The sequence below is a fragment of the Limisphaera sp. VF-2 genome (assembly GCF_049537125.1).
GTDB lineage: Bacteria > Verrucomicrobiota > Verrucomicrobiia > Limisphaerales > Limisphaeraceae > Limisphaera.
This window is the reverse complement of sequence record NZ_JBMVQY010000005.1, coordinates 99,544-124,432: the sequence shown is the minus strand read 5'-3', so window position 1 is coordinate 124,432 and position 24,889 is coordinate 99,544. Positions and strand designations below refer to the sequence as shown.

Annotated in this window: 19 protein-coding genes; 14 read left to right on the top strand and 5 right to left on the bottom strand. The window is 65.6% G+C overall.

Features of this window, described 5'->3' with window-relative positions; all coding sequences use genetic code 11:
* Positions 1–293: 293 nt before the first annotated feature.
* The 4 genes from ACPDIT_RS14270 (at position 294) to ACPDIT_RS14255 (ending at position 3,799) form a co-directional block, all read left to right on the top strand.
* Entirely contained in the window at positions 294–1,208 is a 915-nt protein-coding gene (locus tag ACPDIT_RS14270) for a sugar phosphate isomerase/epimerase family protein (RefSeq protein ID WP_423444623.1), read from the top strand.
* 18 nt (positions 1,209–1,226) lie between these two features.
* Positions 1,227–2,033, top strand: a complete 807-nt coding sequence (gene deoC / locus ACPDIT_RS14265; protein ID WP_423444581.1) for a deoxyribose-phosphate aldolase — start codon at positions 1,227–1,229, stop codon at positions 2,031–2,033.
* A gap of 65 nt (positions 2,034–2,098) precedes the next feature.
* Positions 2,099–2,545, top strand: a complete 447-nt coding sequence (locus ACPDIT_RS14260) for a cupin domain-containing protein (protein WP_423444579.1) — start codon at positions 2,099–2,101, stop codon at positions 2,543–2,545.
* A gap of 102 nt (positions 2,546–2,647) precedes the next feature.
* Positions 2,648–3,799 (top strand): Gfo/Idh/MocA family protein, encoded by a 1,152-nt coding sequence (locus ACPDIT_RS14255; RefSeq protein ID WP_423444578.1) that lies wholly within the window; start codon positions 2,648–2,650, stop codon positions 3,797–3,799.
* 512 nt (positions 3,800–4,311) lie between these two features.
* Here the strand turns inward: ACPDIT_RS14255 and folE2 are convergent.
* Positions 4,312–5,172, bottom strand: a complete 861-nt coding sequence (gene folE2, locus ACPDIT_RS14250) for a GTP cyclohydrolase FolE2 (RefSeq protein ID WP_423444576.1) — start codon at positions 5,170–5,172, stop codon at positions 4,312–4,314.
* Between the two features lie 299 nt (positions 5,173–5,471).
* Between folE2 and ACPDIT_RS14245 the strand changes: the two genes are divergently transcribed.
* The 3 genes from ACPDIT_RS14245 to ACPDIT_RS14235 are packed head-to-tail and all read left to right on the top strand — an operon-like array spanning position 5,472 to position 8,717.
* Positions 5,472–6,545 (top strand): thiamine pyrophosphate-dependent dehydrogenase E1 component subunit alpha, encoded by a 1,074-nt coding sequence (locus ACPDIT_RS14245; protein ID WP_423444574.1) that lies wholly within the window; start codon positions 5,472–5,474, stop codon positions 6,543–6,545.
* Positions 6,542–7,507, top strand: a complete 966-nt coding sequence (locus ACPDIT_RS14240; RefSeq protein ID WP_423444572.1) for an alpha-ketoacid dehydrogenase subunit beta — start codon at positions 6,542–6,544, stop codon at positions 7,505–7,507. The genes ACPDIT_RS14245 and ACPDIT_RS14240 overlap by 4 nt, the downstream gene beginning before the upstream one ends.
* Positions 7,508–7,514: 7 nt before the next feature.
* Positions 7,515–8,717, top strand: coding sequence for a 2-oxo acid dehydrogenase subunit E2 (locus tag ACPDIT_RS14235; protein ID WP_423444570.1), 1,203 nt, complete (start codon positions 7,515–7,517; stop codon positions 8,715–8,717).
* Between the two features lie 63 nt (positions 8,718–8,780).
* Here the strand turns inward: ACPDIT_RS14235 and ACPDIT_RS14230 are convergent, their stop codons facing one another.
* A complete protein-coding gene (locus ACPDIT_RS14230) occupies positions 8,781–9,197 on the bottom strand; it encodes a DUF3568 family protein (protein WP_423444568.1) in 417 nt (138 codons plus the stop codon).
* A gap of 296 nt (positions 9,198–9,493) precedes the next feature.
* On the opposite strand from ACPDIT_RS14230, the gene ACPDIT_RS14225 reads away from it, so the two are divergent.
* Entirely contained in the window at positions 9,494–10,402 is a 909-nt protein-coding gene (locus ACPDIT_RS14225) for a DMT family transporter (RefSeq protein ID WP_423444566.1), read from the top strand.
* A gap of 42 nt (positions 10,403–10,444) precedes the next feature.
* Here the strand turns inward: ACPDIT_RS14225 and ACPDIT_RS14220 are convergent, their stop codons facing one another.
* Positions 10,445–10,969, bottom strand: a complete 525-nt coding sequence (locus ACPDIT_RS14220) for a putative molybdenum carrier protein (protein ID WP_423444564.1) — start codon at positions 10,967–10,969, stop codon at positions 10,445–10,447.
* A 297-nt stretch (positions 10,970–11,266) separates the two neighbouring features.
* On the opposite strand from ACPDIT_RS14220, the gene ACPDIT_RS14215 reads away from it, so the two are divergent.
* From ACPDIT_RS14215 to ACPDIT_RS14195, 5 genes are all read left to right on the top strand, one after another.
* Positions 11,267–12,493 (top strand): DUF362 domain-containing protein, encoded by a 1,227-nt coding sequence (locus ACPDIT_RS14215; protein WP_423444562.1) that lies wholly within the window; start codon positions 11,267–11,269, stop codon positions 12,491–12,493.
* Positions 12,494–12,827: 334 nt separating this feature from the next.
* Entirely contained in the window at positions 12,828–14,417 is a 1,590-nt protein-coding gene (locus tag ACPDIT_RS14210) for an AbgT family transporter (protein ID WP_423444560.1), read from the top strand.
* Between the two features lie 492 nt (positions 14,418–14,909).
* Entirely contained in the window at positions 14,910–15,602 is a 693-nt protein-coding gene (locus ACPDIT_RS14205; RefSeq protein ID WP_423444558.1) for an alpha/beta hydrolase, read from the top strand.
* A gap of 316 nt (positions 15,603–15,918) precedes the next feature.
* Positions 15,919–18,360: a glycoside hydrolase family 95 protein gene (locus ACPDIT_RS14200; protein WP_423444556.1), complete on the top strand. Its 2,442-nt coding sequence runs from the start codon at positions 15,919–15,921 to the stop codon at positions 18,358–18,360.
* Between the two features lie 231 nt (positions 18,361–18,591).
* The gene (locus tag ACPDIT_RS14195; RefSeq protein WP_423444554.1) at positions 18,592–19,956 is read left to right on the top strand and encodes a dipeptidase; all 1,365 of its coding nucleotides are present in this window, start codon (positions 18,592–18,594) and stop codon (positions 19,954–19,956) included.
* 213 nt (positions 19,957–20,169) lie between these two features.
* On the opposite strand, the gene pyk is transcribed toward ACPDIT_RS14195, so the two are convergent.
* A complete protein-coding gene (gene pyk / locus ACPDIT_RS14190; protein WP_423444553.1) occupies positions 20,170–21,615 on the bottom strand; it encodes a pyruvate kinase in 1,446 nt (481 codons plus the stop codon).
* A gap of 997 nt (positions 21,616–22,612) precedes the next feature.
* Here pyk and ACPDIT_RS14185 point away from each other — a divergent pair.
* Positions 22,613–24,025: a GntP family permease gene (locus ACPDIT_RS14185; RefSeq protein ID WP_423444551.1), complete on the top strand. Its 1,413-nt coding sequence runs from the start codon at positions 22,613–22,615 to the stop codon at positions 24,023–24,025.
* Between the two features lie 78 nt (positions 24,026–24,103).
* On the opposite strand, the gene ACPDIT_RS14180 is transcribed toward ACPDIT_RS14185, so the two are convergent.
* On the bottom strand, positions 24,104–24,850 hold the full coding sequence (locus ACPDIT_RS14180; protein WP_423444549.1) for an SDR family oxidoreductase: 747 nt from the start codon (positions 24,848–24,850) through the stop codon (positions 24,104–24,106).
* Positions 24,851–24,889: the final 39 nt, after the last annotated feature.

Here is a 24,889-nt window from a genome sequence, read left to right as displayed (position 1 = left end):
GGATCCTCTGCGGCCCGAACCGGCGAGGCTCGCGCAGGCCTCGTGACCGTCCCCGACGCGCACCCGTGTCCGGGGGCGCCTCCCCTGCCCTTTCTCGCAACCTTTCGCAAGCCGCCCCGGAGGTTCGGGGCCCCAATCCGGCAGCGTCGGCCGATGGTCCCGCTCCCGGGTCCCTCTCCCACGCCGTCTGCAGCCGAATGCCGTTGCAAATCCCCACCTGAGCAGGTAGAAGTGGGCCGGTGGCCCGGAAGGGCCGGGGTGAACAGCAACCGCGTACCGAGCCCAAAGCCATGATGAAACTCGGATTCGTCTCCGCCATTCTTCCCGAACTCACCTTGAATGAACTTCTGGCGTTTGCCGCGGCCGAGGGTTTCCACTGTGTCGAGGTCATGTGCTGGCCCCCCGGAAAGGCCGAACGCCGCTTCGCCGGGGTCACCCACGTGGACGTGTTGAATTTCACCCAGGCCCAGGCAGACGACCTCAATGCCCTTTGTTCCCAGCATGGCGTCAGTTTCAGTGGCCTGGGGTACTACCCCAATCCGCTGGACCCCAACCCCGCCGTCGCTCGGGCGGCGGTGGAACACCTCAAACGCGTGATCCGTGCGGCCAGCCTGCTGGGTGTCCGTCAGGTCAACACGTTCGTGGGCCGCGACTGGACGCGGACCGTGGACGAGAACTGGCCCCGCTTCCTCAAGACGTGGAAGCCCCTGGTGGCCTTTGCGGAGGATCACAACGTCCGCATCGGCATTGAGAATTGTCCCATGCTCTTCACCCGCGACGAATGGCCCGGGGGAAAAAACCTCGCCACCACGCCGGTGATCTGGCGACGCATGTTCAGCGACATCCCGTCGGACCATTTCGGTCTCAACTACGACCCGTCGCACCTGGTGCTCCAGCGGATGGATCCCATCCGGCCGTTGAACGAGTTCAAGGACAAACTGTTTCACGTGCATGCCAAGGACATGCAGGTGGAGGCGGACAAGCTCAACGAGGTCGGGATTTTCGCCTTCCCGAAACAGTGGCACACCCCGCGGATCCCGGGCTTCGGCGAGATCAACTGGGCTCAGTTCATGGCGAAACTGTATGAGATCGGCTACCATGGCCCGGTGTGCATCGAGGTCGAGGACGACACCTTCGGTCGAGCCCTGGAGGGCCGGAAGCGGGCCGTGCAAGTGGCCGGTCAGATTCTTCGGCCCTTTTTCGCCTGAGCGACGGTTCCCGTGCCCATGCAAACCGGCAGCACCTCCGACCCGGAGCCGGCTCCCCTGCCCTGCACCTATGAGGAGCTGGCGGAGATGATCGACCACTCCCTGTTGCACCCTGCTCTTACGGATGCTGACGTGGAGGCGGGCTGTCGTCTGGCCCTCCGGTATGGGGTGGCGGCGGTGTGTGTGCGTCCCTGCGATGTCCGCCGCGCCGCGGAGTTGTTGCGGGGCACGCCCGTTCGGGTGGCCGCGGTGGTGGGGTTTCCGCACGGAAGCTCCCTGACGGAGGTCAAGCACCTCGAAACGGTTCTTGCCTGCCGGGACGGTGCGCAGGAAATCGACATGGTCCTCAACATTGGCAAGGCCCGGAGCGGGGACTGGGAGTATGTGCGCCGGGACATTGCGGCCGTTTGCGAGGCGGCCCACGCCCACGGCGCACGGGTCAAGGTGATTCTGGAGATGGCCTTGCTCGATGCCGGCGGTGCGGGACGGGACGGCCCGGCCCTGAAACGAAAGCTTTGCGAACTGGCCGAGGCGGCCGGGGCGGATTGGATCAAGACATCCACCGGGTTTGCGTTCCTGCCGCAGCCTGACGGGACCTACCGGCCAGGCGGGGCCACGGACGAAGACTTGAAACTGATGCGGGAGACCTGCTCGGCCAGGGTGCAGATCAAAGCGGCCGGGGGCGTGCGCACACTGGATCGACTGCTGCGGGTGCGGGAGCTCGGGGCCAGTCGGTGCGGCGCCACGGCCACGGCTCAGATCCTCGACGAGTATTGCCGCCGTGCCGGCCGGGCGCATCCTTTGGCCTCTCCTCCCACCGCCTGAAATCGGCGCGGGTCCGGTCGGTCGTGCTTGACCCTGCCGCGGGGGCAGGCTAACGGTGAGCCGCCATGATCATCTCGGATTTGCGCCAAATCGAGGGGCGCCGTTATCCGGCCCGACGCCGCACCCAAAACCTGGTCGGGGGCGCCGCTCCCATTCAGTGCCGCAACTTTTGCATGGGCTATGTCACGTTGGACCCGCAGGGCGGTCAGGTCCCCTGGCACAATCAGGAACAGGAAGAGATCTATTTCATCCTGGAAGGCACCGGCGAAATGTGCCTGGGCGAGGAGCGCCAGATTCTGACCGGTGGGCAGGCGGTTTATATCCCGCCGGGCGTCTATCATCAGCTCACCAACATCGGCGACACGCCGTTGCGCATGATTTATTGCTACGGACCGGCCGGGGACGTGGCGCACTGGCGGCAGGAGTTGGAAGGGACACTGCCCCGAGCCGGCATCGAAGCACCGCCTCTGCCGCCGGGGGCCTGGCCGCAATGCACGGCCAAGCCGAGTTGAGCGTCCGCTCATCGGGAGCGGCGCAGAGGACTGGCCTGCTCTGCTTGCCGACGCCCCGGTGAATGCGGGCCGGCCCGAATCCCGTCCGCAGATCACTCCACCATGAAAACCCACACGATTGGCATCATCATGAACGGCGTCACGGGCCGGATGGGCACTAACCAACACTATATCCGGTCCATTTTGGCCATCCTGAAGCAAGGGGGCGTGCGTCGGGGCGATGACGAAGTCATTATCCCCCGGCCCCTCTTGGTGGGACGGAATGCGGCCAAGCTGGAGCGTCTGGCGGCCATGGGAGAGGGAGTTCGGTGGACGACGGACCTGGACAGCGCCCTCTCGGACCCGGCGAATGCGATCTACTTTGATGCGCAAACGACCGGCCTGCGGGCTCCGGCGGTCCAAAAGGCCCTTGCCGCGGGCAAGCATGTGTACTGCGAAAAACCGACCGCCACGACCGCCGCGGTGGCGTACGATCTTTACCTGCGGGCCAAGCAGGCCGGCGTCAAACACGGCGTCGTGCAGGACAAGCTGTGGCTGCCGGGGTTGCGCAAGCTCAAGACGCTGGTGGAGTCCGGCTTTTTTGGCGAAATCCTGGCCGTGCGCGGAGAATTCGGCTACTGGGTGTTCGATGGCGAGCACATCCCGGCCCAGCGCCCCTCGTGGAATTACCGGAAAGAAGAGGATGGCGGCATCATTGTGGACATGCTCTGCCACTGGCGCTACGTCCTGGACAACCTGTTCGGACCGGTCAAGGCCGTCTCGTGTCTGGGGGCCACGCACATCAAGCAGCGTTGGGACGAACGAGGTCGGCCCTACACATGCACGGCGGACGACGCCGCCTATGCCACGTTCGAACTGGCCAACGGGATCATTGCCCATTTCAACTCCTCCTGGTGCGTGCGCGTTCGGCGGGACGATTTGTTGACGATCCAGGTGGACGGGACCCGGGGCTCTGCCGTGGCCGGGCTGCGGGACTGCTGGATCCAGCCGGCGCATGCGACACCGCGACCCGTGTGGAATCCGGATTTGCCCAACCCCATCAACTTTTACGAGCACTGGCTGCGGGTGCCTGATTACGAGGCCTACGACAACGCCTTCAAGGTGCAGTGGGAGCTGTTCTTGCGCCACGTGGTGTGGGACGAGCCGTTCCCGTGGAACCTGTTGGAGGGCGCCAAAGGCGTGCAACTGGCGGAAAAGGGCATTGAGTCCTGGCAGCGGCGGGCATGGGTGGAAATCCCGCCGTTGGCTCCTTGAGCATTGCACGGCAGAGACGCATCCTCCCGGGCTTTTGCCGCAGCGGGTTCATCTGACGGAAAGCCGGGGATCTCCCCCGGCGCAGTGGAAGAGTGAGATTCCAAACCTTCGGAGAGCCACGGCCCCGCAACATCGCTCTCTGATCAGGGTCGACCGGCAGAGAGAGGCTCGAATAGCCGGTTGGAACAGTGATGTGATTCCGCGCCGTTGGGATCTGTTGTATCCATTTTGAGCGGGCCGGCGGATACGAGAGCGCTTTGGGGGTGACTTGCCGCCGCCGTAGCGGCGCGTTGTCCGTGGCGCAAGAGTGTTGCGCCCCCGGCGGGTCGCCGCTGCGAGGTGGCGGACCGTTTCTGCGGTACGTTCCCGCGGACTTTCCTCAGCCGCTGGCCATGGCGGGTTTTGATTGGGCGGGCCTTCCGCTGACTTCCGTCGGCGGGTACGGTTCGGGCGGAGTCTGGATCCAGGTCCGGCCCTCCCCCCGCACTCCAGGGCGCCTTCGGTGCGGAATGTCAGGGGCGCTTGCAGGTTCGCTCCAGGCAGGCGTAGGCGTTGTGGTTGTGAATGCTCTCGTGGTTTTCGGCTTCGACGCGGAACCAGGTGATGTCCGGATGCGCGTTGAGGCGCAGGGCGACATTCCGCACCAGATCTTCCACAAAGACCGGGTTGTCGTAGGCCCGTTCGGTGACGTATTTCTCGTCCTGCCGCTTCAACAGGGCGTAAAGGTCGCAGCTGGCAGAGCTCTCGATGATTTCGATGAGATCCTCGATCCAAACGGATTTGCGGAACCGGACGGCGACGGTGACGGTGCCGCGCTGGTTGTGTGCGCCGCGGCTGCTGATGGCCTTGGAACAGGGGCAGAGGGTGGTCACATTGGCCTTCACGGTCAGGACAAAGTCGATCTCCGGACCGCAGGCAGCTGCGTCGAAGCGCGCGGTGTAGTCCATGAGGCTGGGCAATTTGGAGACGGGGGCGTGTTTGGTCATGAAATAAGGGAATTCCATCTCCAGGTGCGAGGTGGCGGCGTGGAATTTCTTCTGCATGGCGTACAGGATGTCCGGGATGTTTTCCACATGGACGACATTGCCGTGGGCGTTGAGCACCTCCAGGAACCGGCTCATGTGGGTGCCCTTGAACTCCTTGGGCAGGTCCACAAACATGCCGATGGTCGCCACGGTGTGTTGTCGGGCATGGGCCTTGTCCCGCACCTCGATGGGAAAACGCAGCCCTCGCACGCCCACTTTGTCGATGCGCAGCTCGCGGTGGTCCCGTTCGCTCTGCTTGTCGCACAGGTCCTGTGGCCCGTGGGCGCGCAGTCTCTCTGCCGGGCGCGTGGTGCACTCTGTCCGATGTGAAGCCAGTTTACCAGACATGGCGCAAAAGTAATGCGAGCCGTTGCCATTGCCAAATGTTCCGATTGGAGCCGCCGGATCTTCAGGATGGCCGCTCTGCTCGGCCAGCCGGATCCTCCTCGGGGACACGTGGGGATGGCCTGCGGCAGGGCACGGTTCGACGCTGGCCATGGTGGTCGGGAAGCATTCGCCCCGGGGCCAATTCCAGAGGCTGACCGTGCTTGCCGCGGCACGGTCCGGGTCCCGCCGCGGCAGGCACATTCGTCCTACCGGCCAAAGAAGAATTGCCCCGACCCACCCGCAGTGGCTACGATGAGCGCATGCTACAAGAAACGTGCAGCGCGGAGTCCGCGCTGGGTAGCGGATCGTTTCGGGACCTTTGTCGCCGGGCGTATCGCTTCATGTTGCTGGCCCGCGTAGCGGAGGACAAACTGGCCAGCCTGTACCGGGCCGGCAAGATCCACGGTGGCGTGTTTTTGGGACGCGGCCAAGAGGCGTTGAGCGTGGCCGGCGCACTGGCGCTGCGCAAGGGCGACATCTATGCGCCCCTGATCCGTGATGCAGCCGGGCGGTTGGCCTTCGGCGAGCCCCTGATCGACCTGTTTCGGACCTATTTGGGCTCGCGGCTGGGCCCCATGCGGGGTCGCGACGGCAACGTCCACCGGGGCTATCCGCGGCAGGGATATCTTGCGATGATCAGTCATCTGGGAGCGATGATTTCGGTGGTGAACGGCGCGTTGTTCGCGCGTCGCTACCAGGGCCAGTCGGGCGTGGTGGGGCTGGCCAGTCTGGGCGAGGGCGGCACCTCGACGGGGGCGTTCCATGAAGGTCTCAATCAGGCTGCAGTCGAGCGCCTGCCCTTGGTGCTGGTGATTGCGAACAACCAATACGCCTACTCCACCCCCACCACCCGTCAGTTTGCCTGCAAGGATCTGGCCGACAAAGCGGTGGGGTACGGCATCGAAGCCCATCGAGTGGATGGCACAGACCTTATGGCCTGTCTGAAATGCCTCGGGCGCGCGGTGGAGAGGGCCCGCAGTGGCGGCGGGCCGCAGATGGTGGTGGCACAGCTGCTGCGACTGGCGGGTCACGGCGAACACGATGACGCCACTTACATGGATCCGCGTTTGCGCGAGATGCCTTTTGGCCGCGACTGTCTTCCGACGGCAGAAGAGCAACTGTTGCAGGCGGGCATGGTCACGGCGGAGGAACTGGCCGCCTGGAAATCCGAAGTGCAGGAAACGGTCGAACGCACCGTGGCGCGCGTGCAACAGGAGCCGGCCCCGGATCCGTATCGCGAAGATTGGCGGGCTCTGGCCACGCCGCATTTGGTGGACGCGGCCGGGGGTTTGGAAGCGCCGTCCGCCGTCGTTCCCTTGCCCACGCTCGCATGAGCATCACCTACCTGGAAGCCATTCGCGAAGCCCAGGCCCGGGCGCTGGCCGAGGACCCGCGCGTGTTCATCTACGGTCAGGACGTTGGTGCCTTTGGCGGGGCGTTCAAGGCCACCAAGCACCTGGCCAGAGAGTTTCCGGGTCGCGTCATCGATGCTCCGATCAGCGAGGACGCCATCGTGGGCTTTGCGGTGGGGGCCGCCATCGAGGGCCTGCGACCGATCGTGGAGATCCAGTTTGCGGATTTTTCCAGCGTGGCGTTCAACCAGATCGTCAACCAGGCCGCCACGCTGTACTGGCGGACCGGGGTCCCCTGCCCCATCGTCATTCGGTTGCCCAGTGGCGGCACATCCGGTAGTGGTCCCTTCCACAGCCAGAGTTTGGAGGCCATCTACGCTCACTTCCCGGGTCTGGTCGTGGTCACGCCTGCCACGGTGGAGGACGCGTACAGCATGTTGCTGGAGGCGGTCGCCGTGGACGACCCGGTGATTTTTTGCGAGCACAAGTTTCTTTACTACCACCTCAAGGCGGAGCGGCTGCCCACGGAGGCCCTGCCACTGGGCAAGGCCCGCATTGCCCGGGAGGGCCGGGATCTCACGGTGGTGGCCTACAGTGCGATGGTGCACGAGGCCCTGGCCGCTGCGGAGGAGTTGCAGGCGGAGGGTTGGGAGCTGGAAGTGGTGGATTTGCGTTGTGTCAAGCCGTTGGACACCGACACGGTCATGGCCTCGGTCGCCCGCACCGGGCGGTTGCTTTGCGTGGGCGAGGCGTGGCCCTGGGGCGGCGTCACGGCCGAGGTCATCGCACGCGTTGCCAGCGAGGGGCTCTCGCTGCTCGATGCGCCTCCGCAACGCCTCAACGCCCGGGACACCCCCATTCCGTATCATCCAAATTTGTGGACGGCGCACCGTCCCACCGCGCGCACGATTGCGGCCGCGGCACGCCAGCTCCTCCGTTTGTAAGACTGCCATGCCGGAAATCCCGATCATCATGCCGCAGTTGGGCGAGTCCATCGCCGAAGCCATGATCGTCCATTTCCTGGTACGCGAGGGCGACATGGTGGAAGCGGATCAGGACATCATCGAGGTGGAAACCAACAAGGCCGCCATGAACGTGACGGCGCCGTGTCGCGGTGTCCTCCAACGGTTCCTGGCCAGGGTGGGAGAGAGCTACCCGGTCGGTGCGGTGCTGGGGTACATTGCCGCGACACCGGAGGATGCCGCCCGTGCCGGCCTTGACGGCGGCCAGTCTGCCTCTGCGGTGGCGGCGCCGCCCGTGACACCCACCGCCACGGCCGCGGCCCCAACGGCCACCGATCGGGTTCAGCCCACCGTCCGCGGCCTGCCCGTGCCCGCGAATGCCACCGGGGCCAGCTACATGTCCCCACGAATGAAGGCGCGCATGGCGGAGTTGGGGCTGCATGCCGCGGACCTGGCCGGCGTGGCCGGGAGTGGTGCCGGAGGACGCGTGACCATTCAGGACTTCGAGCGCTTTCTTGCAAGTCTCGAACAACACCGCATCACGCCGGCCTCCCCCATGCGGGTGAGCGTGGCCGACGCCATGCGCCGGAGCTGGACCCGGCCGCTGGCGACGGTCGGCCTGCCGTTCCGGTTGGACGCCATTTTGGCCCATCGCCGCACCAGCGGGCTGAAAGTGAGCCCGACGCTGTATGCCATTCGTGCGCTGGCCCTGGCGCTGGCGGAAAACAGTGCCCCTGCCGGTCGCCTCATCGGCAACAAAATCGTGCATCCGCGGTCCATCGACATTGGCTGGGCGGTCGAGGTGGAAGACGGCGTGCTGGTGCCGGTGCTGCGTCAGGTGGACCAGCGCCGGTTGCGCGACCTCATCGCGCCGTATGAGGAATTACTGGGGCTGGCCCGGCAACGACGTCTGCCCGTGGAGGCTTCCGGCGGCAGCATTGCCACGGTCACGAACTTTGGCACCTTCGGTCTTACCTGGGCCACGCCGATCCCGCTGCCGGAACAGACGCTGGTCCTGGGCGTGGGCGCGGGCCGGCGTGTGCCGCATTGGAGTCATTCCAAACAGCAGTTTGTCCCGGTTTGGGAGGCCAATCTGACGCTCAGCTTTGATCATCGCGTGCTCGACGGCGGCGCGGCGGGACGCCTGCTGACCCGGGTGGCGGAGCTGCTCACGCATCCCGAGGCCCTCTGAACGCGGGATTCCGGCCTCCGCCCCGGCTGATTTCGGGGCCCCAGTCGGCCTCCCACGCGGGACTCAGAGACGGCGCTGGATTTGCTCGAGGATCTGGCGCGACACGGCCTCGTCGCCCCAGGTTCCCACGCGGATGCGGACCTCGGTGGCCGTGCCGGTCACTTTGCGCAGCCGCACGGTGATGTTCCTGTCGCCGGTCGCACGTGCCGTAATCTGGCCGGTCAACCCGTCCTTCTCCTGCGCCGTGACCGGCATCTCCAGGTCGGCCAGGGCACGCTGAGTCGCCGACCAGACACGCTCGTAGGGCGCGTCCAGGGTGGAGCGCAACTCGCCGCGCACGTACGCCACCGTGCCTGCGCCTGCCGCCGCGGCGCCGCCCACCAAGAGGGCCACACAGCCGACATTCAGGATGCAGCCCAGCAGCAGCCCGAGCAGCAGCACCGGTTTTCGGACACCGTTCCCAATCTTCTCGGCATGCATTCCGTGCCACCAAACGCCAGCCGCGCCCGCCTGTCAATGCTCAAACCGAAGACCCCCGAACGGGCGACAGATCGTGATCGAGCCCCGGATTCGGGAAGCCCGAAGAGACGACGCCGCACCTCGGGTTCCCCGGGCCGACGACGCCGGATCTTCCGTCCAGCCAAGGGGAGGATAAACCTCAAGTGGGTCCCCCGTTTCGCCGGCGGACTTCGCAAAACCCCGCGGCTCGGGGCAGTGACGTGCGTGCGGAGCTCGCGGATTGTGCTTTTGCGCGCCAATTCGCAAAACTGGACCCCGTGTTGGCCGCGTGCCTCACCACCATTTGCTGGGCAGCGTCTGCTGTGTTCGCCGCCCGTTCCAGCCGTCTGCTGGGCGGGACGGAGGCAAATTTCTGGAGGCTGACGGTGGCGCTGGTGCTGCTCGGGCTCTGGGTCCTGCCCCGGGGGCGCGGCCTCGAGAATGATGGTTGGCCGTGGTTTGCGCTGAGCGGCCTGGTCGGGATTGGCCTCGGCGATACCGCGTTGTTTCAGGCGCTGCCGCGATTGGGGCCCCGGCTGACCATACTGCTGGTGACCTGTTTCACGCCGCCTGCTGCGGCAGTGCTCGAGTGGGTGTGGCTGGAAACAACGCTGCGCTGGGACCAAATCGTGTGCGGGCTTTGTACGCTGGGCGGGGTTGCTCTGGCCCTGTCGCCGGGTCACGGACGTGGGGCTGATTCTGGTTGGATGGCCGGCGTGAGCTGGGCGTTGGCCTCCGCCGTGGCCGGCGCGGTCGGGGCGGTGCTCAGCCGGGTCGCTTACGGCATCGCAGCGGCGGGAAGCGCCGTTCCGGATGGGGCGACGGCTGCGTTCGAACGGGTGTTGGGCGGATATGGAGTCGTGGCCCTGGCCTGGTACTGGGGGAAACGGGCAATCTTCGCAACGTCCACCGGTACCGGCCAGCCTGACGATCCCGCCGCGCGTCGGCGCCGGGCAGCCCCATGGATTCTCGGAAACGCGGTTTCCGGCTTGGTGCTGGGCGTAAGTTGTTATCAATGGGCGCTGTCTCAATTGCCCGCAGGGATTGTCCTTGCCGTCGTGAGTCTCACGCCCTTGACCATCATTCCGTTGGCCTGGTGGCTGGAAGGCGACCGGCCCACGACCCGATCGTTGATCGGCAGCATCATCGCTGTAGCGAGCGTCATCGGCCTGGTGCTGGTTTCGTGACGGAGAGGGCACAGGAGCGGCGCACGGTTTTCTCGGCGGCGCTCAAGGTCCGCTCAGGGGCCGGCCGGAGGCGTCCGCGGGCCAGCGTCCGTTGGTTTCCGACGGGAGATCGCCGAGGGCCCACTCGAGCACGCGCGCCGCGTAGAGGGCGGCTTCGGGTTCCGTGCTGGCGCGGGGCCCCGCCACGTTCAGGACCCGGACCCGGAGAGTATGCAAGAAGTCGCGCAACAGCCGGGCCGCCTCCTGCTCGGGACAAGTGGCCCGGGCCAGATGCAGCCAGGGCTTGCCCATGCGTTCGGCCGCCTCACGCGTATAAGCCGACCCGCCGGTCAACTCCGAAGAGATGCTGAAAATCACGGTGGCGTCCGCGTCGCGCACGTTCCATTCCGTGCGTTGTTCGCAGGCGTCGCTGGGAGTTTCGCGCAACTGATACACGTCGGGAATGCGGCCGTCCTCGGCCCATCGTCCCCGTGGGCACCAGCCTCCGTGGGGAATTCCCAGGCGAAGGGCAACGTCGAGAGCGGCCCGGTCGACTCCGGTCTGCCCACCGGAAATGATGCGTTCCAAGGACCGGCCGCTTCGCCCCAGAGCAGTGGTTTGAAGCTCTCGCGGTGCCCGTGCACCGGTCTCCCCGGGACCGGAGTCCCTCCCTTCACGCCATGGGTTTTGCATTCCCGTCATCTTGCGTTTCTTCAGGCGCTTGGTAGCGCGGCTACCGCAGGGTGCATTGGCGGATCTGCTGCGGCGCGCCCGCGGATGCAACGCCATGGATGCTCCTGTCAGCGCTTCCGGCCGCTGTTCCGCCCGTCCCGATCACAATGACAATTGCCCAAGAACCGAAAGTCGGCAAAGCTGGGATTGGCCATGACAGCCGGCCCGACTGCCCTGGTGAGCCTTACAAAGCTCGCAACTTATGAGCCAACGGCCGTCTTGCAGGCCATGCGGACCTGCCTGGAGCCGTTCGGCGGCATGGCCACGTTTGTCAAGCCGGGCCAGAAAGTGTTGCTCAAGCCGAACCTTTTGGGGCCCTTCCCGGCTGATCAGGCCGTCACCACTCATCCTTCGATCGTGCGTGCGGCGGCCATCCTGGTGCGTGAAGCCGGTGGCCGGCCCTACATTGGCGACAGCCCGGCGGTGGGCAGGCTTTCTCAGGTGGCTCGCGTCACAGGCATGCTCGATGTCGTCGCCGAGACTGGCGCACCTTTGCTGGAGCTCGAGGAGCCGGGGGAGTTCGAGGTGCCGGGCCATGGCATTTTCCCCCGCCTTGTGCTGGCCCGGGCGCTTTCGCAAGTGGACGTGGTGATCTCGCTGCCCAAACTCAAAACCCACTCCCAAATGATCCTGACGGGCGCGCTGAAGAATCAATTCGGCTGCGTTCCCGGCCTTCTCAAGAGCGAGTGGCATTTCCGGCTCCAGGAACGGAAATGGCTGGCAGCGTTGCTCTTGGACATTCACCGGGCCATTCGGCCCTGCCTGGCGATCATGGACGCGGTGGTCGCCATGGAAGGGCCGGGGCCCAGTGCAGGTCATCCCCGTTCTTTGGGCGTTTTACTGGCCGGGACCGACTTTGTCGCCGTGGACGCAGTGGCCTGCCATCTGATCGGTTTGAGCCCCGCCCAGGTTCCCTCGTGCCGCGCAGCCCACGAACAGGGAGTCGGCGAAACGGATTTGCAGCGGCTTCGCCTTGTCGGACCCGACTGGCGGACACTGCGTGTGTCCGACTTTCAGCCGCCGCCGCAGCCGGCCGAGGTCTTGCGCCTGCTGCCGTTGCCGCCTGCACTTCTGCGCGGGTTGCGCCGCCAGTGGACGCTTCGGCCCGTCATTCTCCCCGGACGTTGCACCCGATGCGGCATTTGCGAGGAACGTTGTCCGGTCCGCCCCTCCGCCATCCATCCTCGAGCGTGTCCGTCCCACCAGCTGGACGACCGACGCTGCATCCGTTGTTACTGCTGTCATGAATTCTGTCCGGCCCATGCCATCGTTCTGCGATCGTCCCGGACAAGTCGTTGGCTTCCGCTGCGACCGGTGGCCCGGGGAGTGAACCGATTGCTCGGCTGGCTGGGCGCACTCCGACAGGATCGCACCCACTAGGCATGGGCTTTCCATTTGCGCTTTCCAAGGCCGGAGCCGGGCGACCTGCCGAGGGGATGCCCCGGTGCAAGCTCGCGGCCGGCCGGCTGTTTTCCACAATGAGAGCGGATCCGCCAATCGCATCTCCCCGCACTGACGCAGTCCTTCCGCCAGCGATGCCGCGTGCCGTCGCTCCCCGGGCAACACATGCAGGCAGGTCGCTGGAAGTGCCCCCGGTCTCGGGCCGCCCCCGGTTGCCCGCGCGGGTGACGTTCTTGGGGAATGGCTCGATGCGGGGCAACCGCGGTCCCGGCTTGACCCTCGGCCGGCGCCCGCGGCACATGCAGGACCTGGTATGAACGCAAACCCGGACCTCACCCAGTCACCGCCTCCTCCCGCCTCACTCAGTCAGCGGTTTCTGGATCTCTTGGAGCGCTGGGGCAACAAACTGCCGGATCCGGCTTTGATTTTTGTGCTGGCGCTGGGGTGCACGTGGCTGCTTTCGGCCTGGCTGGCTGCGGTCCCGTTTACGGAGACGGATCCGCGCACGGTGGTTCGCAACGCGGCGGGAGAAGTCGTTTCCGCCCAACCCATCCGGGTGCAAAACCTGTTGACGGGCGAGCGGATGACGCAGTTCCTCACCCGGATCGTGAAAAACTTCACGGAGTTTCCGCCCCTGGGGGTGGTGCTGGTGGCCATGCTCGGGGTGGGCGTGGCAGAACATTCGGGATTCGTTCGTGTCGCGATGCGATCTCTGCTGCAAATCACGCCGCGGTGGGCGCTGACTCCCATGCTGGCGCTGGTGGCCGTTCTCAGTCATTCGGCCGGGGACGTGGGTTATGTAATGGTGATTCCGCTCGGGGGAGCCATGTTCGCGGCGGCGGGTCGGCATCCGCTGGCGGGCATTGCCGCAGCCTTTGCGGGTGTCTCCGGCGGATTCAGTGCCACGTTTCTTCCGTCGAGCCTGGATCCGCTGCTGCAGGGTTTCACCCAGGCGGCTGCCCAGATTCTGGAGCCCGAGCGCACCGTCAACCCGTTGTGCAACTGGTATTTCATGAGTGCCTCGTCGCTCTTCATTATCTTGGCCATTTGGGTTCTGACCGACCGCGTCCTGGAGCCCCGGCTGCGCCGGATTTCGGTCGACGGTGAAATGGCCGGTGAGTTGCGCCTGGAAAGGGTCAGCCCGCGGGAACGGCGGGCCTTCTGGATGGCGCTGGTCGCCGTGGTGGCCTTGCTGGGGGGCCTGGCACTGGCAGCTGCCCCGACGGCCTCGCCCCTGCGCGCTCCCGATGGTCGGTTGACCTCGCACGGCGCGCCGCTGATGGAGGCCCTGGTTCCGCTCATCGCCCTCTTTTTCTTCATCCCCGGCCTGGTCTTTGGCTATGTCGCCGGCACCCTTCGGAACCACCGGGATGTGATTCACGGCACTGCCCGGGTCATGAACACAATGGGCTATTACCTGGTGATGGCGTTTTGTGCTGCGCAATTCACCTGGGCCTTTCGCGAATCGAACCTGGGAGCCCTCACGGCTATCAAGGGGGCGACCTGGCTCCAGGCAATTGGCCTGCCGGCGGCCGTGACCGTGGTCGGCATCATTCTGCTGTCGGCAGGAGTCAATCTTCTGGTGGGATCCGCCTCGGCGAAGTGGGCGTTGCTCGGCCCCATTTTCGTGCCGATGCTCATGGAGCTGGGCCTCTCCCCCGAATTGACGCAGGCGGCCTATCGCATCGGCGACTCCAGCACCAACATCGTCACGCCGTTGCTGCCCTATTTTCCGCTCATCTTGGTTTGTTGCCAGCGTTATTGCCGCTCCGCCGGGGCCGGGACCTTGCTCACGACCATGGCCCCGTACTCGATCGTTTTTCTTACGCTGTGGAGCCTCCTGCTTCTGCTCTGGTGGGCGCTGGGAATCCCGCTCGGGCTGCAGGCGACCTATTCGCGGTAAACTCCGGGAACCCGGGATGTTCCGGTCGGAGCAACGTCCGCGGACCCGCAGGGCGTTCTCCGGCCGGGCTGAACCGCAGGCAACAGACCCGTGTGCGGAAGGGAATCTTTCGTTGGCATTGCACCCCGGCCACGGTATGAGAAGCGCATGACGAGTGCCTTGTATCACCGGAGCGCCCGTGGACGTCCCATGGTCCGTTGCTGCGGAGCCGATCCAGCGAACCCTTCCAGCGTTTTTGGTTGCGGGCTGTGGCGCCGACTTCTCCTCGTGGTTCTTGCGGGATGCGGGTGCATGCTGTGCGCTTCGAAAGTCCCTGCTCAGTCCAACACTGAGTCGCGGGTCACGGCACCTTCGTCTCCCGGCGCGACCGGGCCGCGCCGGCCCGGGGCCGCCCCCATCACCCTGCAGTCGGACGACAAACCTGCTTTCCCCGATCCGCCGGCCGGCTTCGATCAGGCGCGCCCGGGGGAGCCTCGGGGGCGTTTGGAGTTCATGGAATACGATTCCAAAACCGTGGGCACGCGCCGGCGCCTCCAGGTTTACCTTCCCCCCAACTTTTCTCCGACCCAACGGTATCCCGTGCTCTATTTGCTCCACGGCATCGGAGGCGATGAAACGGAGTGGGAACGGCTGGCCAACGCGTCCACCATCCTCGACAACCTGATCCGCGAAGGGAAAGCCGTGCCGATGATCGTGGTGATGCCCAATGGCCGCGCCCAACCGAACGATCGGGCGGAGGGAAATGTTTTTCAGCACGCGCCGGCGTTCGCACGTTTCGAGCGCGACCTGCTGGAGGACGTCATCCCGGCCATTGAGGCGCGCTATCCGGTCCGGGCGGATCGGGAACACCGCGCGTTGGCCGGGCTTTCCATGGGCGGAGGTCAGGCGCTGAATTTCGGGTTGGCCCATCTGGACGTGTTTGCCTGGGTGGGTGCCTTTGCCCCGGCGCCCAACACGAAGCCGCCAGCGGAGCTGATCCCGGAGCCGGCAGCGGTCCGGGGCCGGCTGAAGCTGCTCTGGCTGGGTTGCGGCAACAAGGACGGTCTGCTGCGCATCAGCCAGCAGTTGCACGCCCATCTCAAGCAGCACGACATTCCCCATGTTTGGCACGTGGACAACCACGGCCACGATGCCGGGGAATGGAAGAGCAACCTGTACTGGTTTGCCCAGCACGTTTTCCGCTAAACGGGAGCCGTCGGGCGCTCGGCGATGGAAGCTCTAGCCGCCGTTCGCGTTGCATGCCGGAGGGACCGACTCGATCACTCTGGGGGGCGCCATTTCCGGGCACGGATCTGCGCCGGGCCATCGGGGTTCGGCTTCCGGCCAGCTTCTCGGTATCGGCCAGAGGCAAGGCTTTCGCTCGAAAGCGATCGCCAGGCTGCTCCTGCCTCTCACGTCGCGTTTCTTTAATGCGGGGGACACCTGCCCGAGGAGCCCCCGCGCCATCTCACCGGACCAGAAGGTCTCGACAACCCGGGCCCGGCCGCACTATTTCCCAGACATGCGGACTCTCTGCCACTGCTTCGTCGCTGTCTGGGTGGTCGCCCTCCCCGCCTTGGCCACGACCCTGTCCGGGCTCGAGTTGTGGTATGACCGGCCCGCGGTGCGCTGGACGGATGCCCTCCCCGTGGGCAACGGGCGACTCGGCACCATGGTGTTCGGGGGCGTACCGCGCGAACGCCTCCAAATGAACGAAGCCACCCTCTGGTCCGGTGGACCGCGCGACTGGAACAATCCCGCTGCGCGCGAGGTCCTTCCACAAGTGCGCGAGGCTTTGTTCGCCGGGGATTTCGTCCGCGCCACGGCCCTGTGTCGCAAAATGCAGGGCCCCTATAACCAATCCTATCAGCCGCTGGGCAATCTCTGGCTGGAGTTTCCGCATGGCGAGTACGAGACGAACGGTTATCGCCGGGCTTTGGACCTGGATCGGGCCGTGGCCACGGTGCAATACCGTGCAGGCGGGGTGACCTTCACGCGCGAGGTTTTCAGCAGTTTTCCCGATCAGGTCATCGTGGTTCGCGTTACGGCGGATCGGCCCGGCCAGCTTCACTTCACAGTCAAGGCGGACTCGCCGTTGCGGCACGAAGCAGTGGTGGAGGAACCGCATGCGCTCGTCGTGCGGGGCCGGGCCCCTTCCCATGTGGATCCCAACTATCTGCGCTCCGAACGTCCGATCGTTTATGACGAGGGACCGAACCCGGAAGGCATGACCTTTGAGTTCCGCGTCGAGTGCCGCGCCGAGGGTGGGCGGATCTTGCCCGGGCCCGGAAGTATCACAGTGAGCAACGCCAACGCGGCGACCCTGCTGATCTCGGCTGCGACAAGCTTCAACGGGCCCGACAAATCGCCGGGGCGCGAGGGACGGGACCCCCACGTCGAGGTGATGAAGCCCTTGCGTTCCGTCCGGGATCGGAGCTACCGGCAGCTACTGCGTCGTCACACTGCGGACCATCAGGCGCTGTTCCGGCGGGTCCACCTGAACCTGGGGCGCAATCCGGCGGTGCAGCATCTTCCGACCGATCAACGGCTCTTGCGCTTCATGCGTGGCGGCGAGGATCCGGAGTTGCCGGTCCTGCTGTTTCAGTTTGGTCGTTATCTGTTGATCGCCAGTTCGCGCCCCGGGGGCTGGCCGGCCAATTTGCAGGGGATTTGGAACGAATCCGTGCGTCCGCCCTGGAGCGCCAACTGGACGCTCAACATCAACACGGAGATGAACTACTGGCCGGCCGAACCCGCCAACCTGGCCGAGTGTCACGAGCCGCTCTTTCGACTGATCGAGCACCTGGCCCGTCACGGCCAGGAAACCGCCCGGGTCAACTACGGCTTGCGCGGCTGGTGCGCGCATCACAACGCGGACCTTTGGTGCCAGACCGCGCCGGTCGGCAATTACGGTGCTGGCGATCCGGTCTGGGCCAACTGGTGCATGAGCGGACCCTGGCTGGCCACTCATCTGTGGGAACACTTTGCGTTCGGACTCGACACCAACTTTTTGCGCCGCGCCTGGCCCCTGATGAAAGGCGCTGCCGAGTTCTGTCTGGACTGGCTTGTCGAGGATCCTCAAGGTCGCCTTGTCACCGCTCCCTCCACCTCGCCGGAGCTCCGGTTCGTACTCCCAGACGGCCGCCGGGCCGCCGTGGGCATCGGCGCCACCATGGATTTGTCCCTCATCTGGGAGCATTTCCAGAACTGCATTCGGGCGACCCGAATCCTGAACACCGATGCTGAATTCGCCCTCCAACTGGAACAGGCCCTGCGCCGATTGCATCCGTTGCAGATCGGCTCGCGGGGCCAACTGCAGGAGTGGGCCCATGACTTTCCCGAAGAAGACCCGCATCATCGGCATGTCTCCCACCTGGTCGGGGTCTATCCGGGACGACACATCACCCCGGCCCAACCCGAATTGTTTGCCGCCGCTCGTCGCGCCCTGGAACTGCGCGGAGACGAGGGCACCAGCTGGTCGCTCGCCTGGAAGATCGGCCTCTGGGCGCGATTTCGCGACGGGGATCGCGCCTACCGTCTGATCCAGAACATGTTCCGGGTGGTGGGGCATTCCGAGGTGCAGTACGACCGGGGCGGCGGGATTTACCCGAACCTTTTCAGCGCTCATCCGCCGTTTCAAATCGACGGCAACTTTGGCTACACCGCCGGGGTGGCCGAAATGCTCTTGCAGAGCCACCTTGCCCACCGCATGCCCGACGGCCGGGAGGTTCCTGTCCTGGACCTGCTGCCTGCCCTCCCCCGGGTGTGGAGCCACGGCACGGTCCGCGGTCTCCGTGCCCGGGGCGGGTTCGAACTGGACCTCGAGTGGGCCAACGGCGCTCTTCAGCGTGCCGTGGTGCGAAGCCGCGGAGGCACGGAATGTTTCGTGCGCAACGGGAGCCGCGAGCGTCTTCTGCGATTCCGGCCCGGCCAGCAAATTCGTCTGGACGCCCGTTTGGAGTGACGACTCGCGAACGCTCCGGCATCCCGGGGCCGAGGTGCCGGCGCATTTCAAGTTATGGACGCCACTGAAAACTCGGCGGAGTTCCGGGGGCCTCATCAGGGGAACGCCGAGCGGAGGGGGCCTTTCCCCGGGATTCGCGGCCCCGGAGTTCCAAAAACCGAATGCACAGCCGACGTGCGGTTTGGCTTCTCGGTGCTTGGCATGAGCACCGGTTCCCGGATACTCGGACCCATGCAGACAGTCTTGGATTACCTGGCCCGGCATCGGGCACGTTTCGTGAGGGAACTGATGGAGTACGTGGGGTTCCCGTCCGTGTCCGCCCAGACACGACACCGTGCGGACATGCGGGCGTGTGCAGAGTGGCTGGCACGACACTGCCAGAGTCTGGGGCTGGCGGCGCACGTCCATTCCACGGAGGGGCATCCGATTGTTCTGGCCCGTACCCCGCGCCGTCGTGGCCGCCGTCATTTCCTGGTGTACGGACACTACGATGTCCAGCCCCCCGAGCCCCTGGAGCTTTGGGCCACGCCACCGTTCCAGGCCACGGTGCGGAACGGCGCCCTTTATGGCCGCGGGGCCAGCGACAACAAGGGCCAGCATTGGGCGCACCTTAAGGCCGTCGAAGCCTACCTTCGCACGGGAACCGAACTGCCGTGCGACCTGACCTTTTTGCTGGAGGGCGAAGAAGAAGTGGGCAGCTGTTCCCTGAGCAGCTTTCTGCGCAAGAACCGCAGGGCGCTGCGGTGTGATGCCGTCGTGGTTTCAGATACCGGTTTGCCCGCCCGGGACCTGCCTGCGCTCACGTACGCGCTCCGCGGCATTGCGGCCTTTGAAATCACGTTGCACGGCCCCAATCGGGACCTGCATTCGGGGATCTTTGGCGGGTCGGTCCATAATCCCGCCCTGGCGCTGTGTCAGCTGCTGGCCCGTGTGCATGACGCCAAGGGGCGTGTTGCCATCCCGGGCTTCTACAAGGATGTCCTGCCCCTTACAGCCGGGGAGCGCCGACAGCTTCAACGGCTCCCGTTTTCTGCCGCGGCCTATAAAAAGCTCCTCGGTGTGCCTGCGCTGTATGGGGAGTCGGGCTACAGTCCGAACGAACAACGAATGGCCCGGCCGACGTTCGAGATCAACGGCCTGACGAGCGGTTACCAGGGCGAAGGCAGCAAAACCATCATCCCGGCCTGGGCGCGGGCCAAGGTCACCATGCGTCTGGTCCCCCACCAGACGCCGGAAAAGATCTTGCGCTGTGTAGAAGCCTTTTTCCGCCGCCACTGTCCTCGCACCGTGCGCATGGAGTTCCGACGCGGCCATGGTTGTCCGGCTTATCGCCTCGACCCGGGCCATCCGGATGCCCGGGCTGCGCTTCGTGCGTTGCGCCGTGCATTCGGACGCGAGCCGGTGCTGCTTCGGGAGGGCGGGTCGATCCCCATTGTAAACGAGTTCAAACAGGTTCTTGGGGCGGAGACCTTGTTGTTGGGCCTGGCCCTGCCCGATGACAACGCCCATTCGCCCAACGAGAAATTCGATCTCGAAATCTTCGCCCGCGGTCAGCAACTGAGCGTGTGGCTCTGGCAGGAACTGGCACGGGGCTGAACGGCTTGGATCGCCGCACGGCGCGATCTTCTTCGGCGAAGCGATGGTTCGGCGCTGCTCGGCCCCCCGGGTGCAGGTCTGTTCCGGCCGCCCGGGCGAACCAAACCGGCCTCTTCTGCCACGGGTCACGTGGGCAAGGGGCGCGCAGAAGGCATGGCCAGTGCCCGGGGCCGGGGCTGACGGGCTTTCTTCAACACATGCGCCGGCCCGCTCTTAAGGCACGGTTTGCACGTCCGGGCCCAGTTCGATGATTTCCATGCGATGATTGGCCCGTGGATTCTCCGGGGAGGGACCCTCGGTGAGCAGCACCCGGCCGCCCTGCAATCCGTACCGCCGTGCCCGGGTCCGTGCGTACGCATTCCAATCCATCGGCCGTTGTGGCTCGTACTCGGGCCACACGCCGTAACTGAGCAGAAGGCGTTGACAGGTCGCTTCGTGGGGACTGACGGCGATCACCCACGCCGGAAGTCGAAATCGTGCCACGCTCCGGGCCGTGGCGCCGCTGAGGGTGGGCACCAACACCGCCGCCGCTTCCGTGCACGCGAACGCCTCCACCACGACCCGCGCAATCACATCCCGCAGGTCCGCGCTTTGCCCCGGGGGCCGCAGGCACTCGATCTTGCGCCCGCCCACCCGGTCCCATTCCGGCTCCACCGCGCGGGCAATGCGCGCCAGCATGGCCACCGCTTCCACCGGGAATCGTCCGATGGCAGACTCTGCCGACAGCATAACGGCATCCGTACCGTCCAAAATCGCATTGGCCACGTCCGTGGCTTCGGCGCGCGTCGGCAGGCGGCTGGCCACCATGGATTCCAGCATCTGCGTGGCCGTGATGACAGGCTTGGCCGCCTGCACGGCCGCACGGATGATTTGCTTTTGCACCAGAGCCATCCGTTCGATCGGCACCTCCACGCCCAGGTCGCCACGGGCAATCATCAACCCGTCCGCCGCAGCCAGGATTTCGTCGAGATGCTGCAGCGCCAGACCGCGTTCGATCTTGGCAATCACCATGGGTTGGTACCCCCATGCACGGGCCGCCTCCCGGACGGCGGTAACGTCGGCGGCCCGCTGGACAAACGACTGGCTCACGATCTCGATGCCCAGTTGCCATGCCTGCTGCAGGCAGGTCCGATCCCGCTCGGTGAACGCCGAAAGCCCCAGGTCCACCCCCGGCACGTTGAGTCCCTTGCGCGAGCGCAGTTCGCCTCCGACGCGGACGCGGCCGTGGACGGTCGTGGGTTCCACCCGCTCCACCTCGATTTGCACCAGGCCGTCGTTCAGGTACAGCATCTGCCCGGGGCGCACGACCCGGGGTAGCGCCGGGAATTCCACCGAAACGCAGTCCCGAGTGCCCGGCAGCGGCTCGGTGGTCAAACGAAACGGGTCTCCCGCCATCAACTCGATGGGCTCCTCGGCCAGCGGGCCGATGCGCAGTTTCGGCCCCGGCAAGTCGGCCAAAATCGCCACCCGGCGTCCCACCGCGGCTGCGGCGGCGCGCAATCGCTGAACGAGCACGGCCTTTTCTTCGAAACTACCATGGGAGAAATTCAGGCGCGCCACGTTCATTCCTGCGCGGATCATCGCCTCCATCATGGCGGGTTCCGAGGAGGCCGGCCCGATTGTGGCCACGATTTTGGTTTTGTGCGGAGGCAACTCCATGAAATCGACGCTGCCACCGGCGAGCGGGCAAGGCAATGCACATTCTTCGCCCGGGCTTTTGGATGAGCGCGCCCGGAGTCCAAGCCGTGGAGCTCACCGGCGGGGGCCGTCGGTTTCCCAGGTCGTGGCGGACGGCACAGTGGCAGGGCGCACTCGGTTTTCGAGTGCCACATTCGAGAATCTCAAGGAGACGTCCTTTTCCCCCGACTTTCCTGTGCCGGGGCTGCGCGACATTCCGCCGTGCTTTGCGGATGTCAGAAACCTGCATTGCGCCGGGCCGCAGATCTCCCGCGGCGGGACACCCGGGCTGCACCAACAGGGCAAGCAACAAGCTTCCCGGGAGGCTCCTCGAAATCGATTTCCCGCCGATGACACCCAAGGCTCGAAAGTGCTTCGCGCCTTCAGCGTGCGGCGGGGATGCCCCAAACCGGGCGCGGAATCCCGACCCAAGACAGCACCTCGGGCAACCGGACAGTCTCGAAAACGGGTGAATCGTTACACTTCGAGCGCGCCCTGTGGTTGCCCCAGCAGGGCGTCAATCACCAACCATGGGCAATGCTCTGGGTGACCGAAGTCCGCATTGCACCCCGTCCTGAAGGGGCGGGATTCGGTGCGGCTACCCCGGCTCTCGCAATCGGGATCAATCGGATGGTGTCCTTTGAGGGCGCGGTGGGTTTGGGCGACGGTGTAATCGGGGCGTTGCTCGGGGCTGGTGAATGGGATGCGCCCTGGGCACGGAGATGGGCCTGCGCGATGCTTTGACTGCGGAGGGCGCATTTCGGGCCCCGGATTCGAGGATCGCACGGAACGCCGTTTCCCCTCAATCTTTCGCGTCCCGGGGACGCCCGATCTTGCTCTGAGCTTTGCCGGAGAGCGTCCAAAACCTCAAATGCACCGGCAGCGGTGTTTGCATGCGTTGATGGTTTGCTGCGGGGTCCAAGGTCGGTATGCTGCGGGCCCGACGGGTGGACCGAGTATGCTGCTGTCCCTGATGACGATGCCGGAGACGGTGAGGCCCCTGGCAATTCTGGGCGTTTGTGTCCTGTTGCTGGTGTTTCTGATCGGTCGCTTGCGGGTGCATCCGTTTTTGGCATTGTTGGGGGTGGCCTGGCTGGCGGGCTGGGCCACCCCGGCGGAGCGATTGTCGGTTCTGCCGGGAAACCTGCCGGGCGCGCATGGACTGCGAGTTGTGGAGGTAGCGGCGACGGAGCTGGGCAGTCTGTGCGGCCGGGTCGGCATTGTGATTGCCCTGGCCTCGGTGCTGGGGGCCTGCATCCTGGAAAGCGGTGCAGCAGACAAGGTGGTGCGCCGGTTTCTGGGAGTCTTTGGCGAGCGGCGCGCGGGCTTGGCCCTGGTCTGCGGGGGGTTCCTGATCAGTCTGCCGATTTTCTTCGACACCTTTTTCATGCTCCTGATTCCCCTGGCGCGGGCGCTCCGGCTGCGGACCGGCCGGGATTATACGTTGTACGTCATGGCCATTTGCTGTGCGGGCGCGGTGACCCATTCCTTGGTGGCGCCGCACCCCGGGCCGCTGGCCATGGCAGAGATCCTGAAGGTGGACCTGGGTTGGTCGGTGATCGTGGGCACGCTGACCTCGGTGCCGGTGGTGGCCGTGGGTTGGCAGGTGGCGCGCTGGCTCAACCGCCGCCACGATCTGCCCCTGCGAGAGACGCCCGGACTGGGTTTGGCGGAGCTGGAGCGGCTGGCACAACGACCGGATCATGAGCTGCCCACGCTGGTCGCATCGCTTGCGCCCGTGCTGTTGCCGTTGTTGCTGATCTCGACGGCATCGTTCGTGGTCGCGTTTGTGCCGGCGGAAGCGCGGGGCGGTTGGGGCCCGGTGGTGGAGTTTCTGGGGCACCGCAATGTCGCCCTGTGCATCGGGACTCTGCTGGCCATGGGGCTGGTCTGGCGGCAGTCACAAGGGAACTGGTCGGTGATGAGCCGGCTCACGGGTCAGGCGCTCGAAACTGCTGGTGTGATCGTGTTGATCACCTGTGCAGGGGGCGCGTTCGGCGCAATGCTCAAGCACGCTGGAGTGGGCGAAGCCGTCCAGGCCCTGGCGGTGGGCCGGGAAGCAAACCTGCTGGTGCTGGGCTGGGCCGTGGCGGTACTTTTGAAATTCGCCCAGGGCTCGGCCACCGTCTCCATGCTGACGACCGCCGGGATGGTGGCGGCGATGAGTCAGGGGACGGAGCTCCCGTATCATCCGATGTACTTGTTTTTGGCGGTCGGGTTTGGGGCGCTGGGAATCTCGTGGATGAACGACAGCGGTTTCTGGGTAATTGGCCGGCTGAGTGGCCTTACGGAGCGCGAGACGTTGCGGACATGGACGGTTTTGGCTTTCTCCATGTCTTTTGCCGGCCTGTTGGTCACGTTGCTCCTGGCCGCCATTTACCCGGGGATTTGAAAAGCCCGGGGGTGCGGCGGGAAGACGTCTCGCAGATCGCCAGCGGGCATGCCTCCGGTGCCACGGGACTGCGCGAGCTCAACGGGGGCGCACGAGCAGTTCCTCGATGATCACGTGAGGCGGTTGCTCGGCGCAAAACAGCACGCAGGCGGCCACATCTTCAGGGCGCAGCATTCGGGCCCGGGCAGACTCGGGCGGCGGTTCGGGCCGCTTGTCGAGCAACGGCGTGTCGATGTCCCCGGGGAAAATGGCGCAGGCACGGATTCCGTGCTGGCGTTCTTCGGCGTTGATGCTCTGGGTCAGGCCGGCGAGCCCGAACTTGCTCATGACATACGCCGGTCCGGCTTTCGCCGAGGCCCATTTGCCGGCGTCTGACACGACATTGACGATGGTGCCGCGCCCTTGCTGTCGCATGGCCGGCAGGAAGGCCCGCACACAATAGAAGGCGCCGTCGAGATTGGCCCCAAGAATGGCGCGGTAGTCTTCCAGGGAGAGCTGAACCAGAGCGCGGCGGGGCACGTTGGTGCCGGCGGCATTCACCAGGAGCTCAAGATCCGGCCAGCGGGCCAACACGGTCTGTGCCATCTGTTCCACTTGCGGGGCCTCGCTGACATCGCATACCAGCGGCCAAAGCAGTGCCTCGTGCGGAGTGGCCAGCCGGACTGTTTCAGCCAGGGCCTCCGCTCTGCGCCCCACGATGGCAACCCGCCAGCCGCGTTGCGCCAACGCCACAGCCACTGCTCGGCCCACGCCACTGCCGCCGCCGGTGACCACGGCCGATCGTTGCTGATCCATGTGGGGGTCGGGAATCTCACTTGTGCTCATCGGTTTCTCCGGAAAGGTCGGGAAGAAGGCATGGAGCGA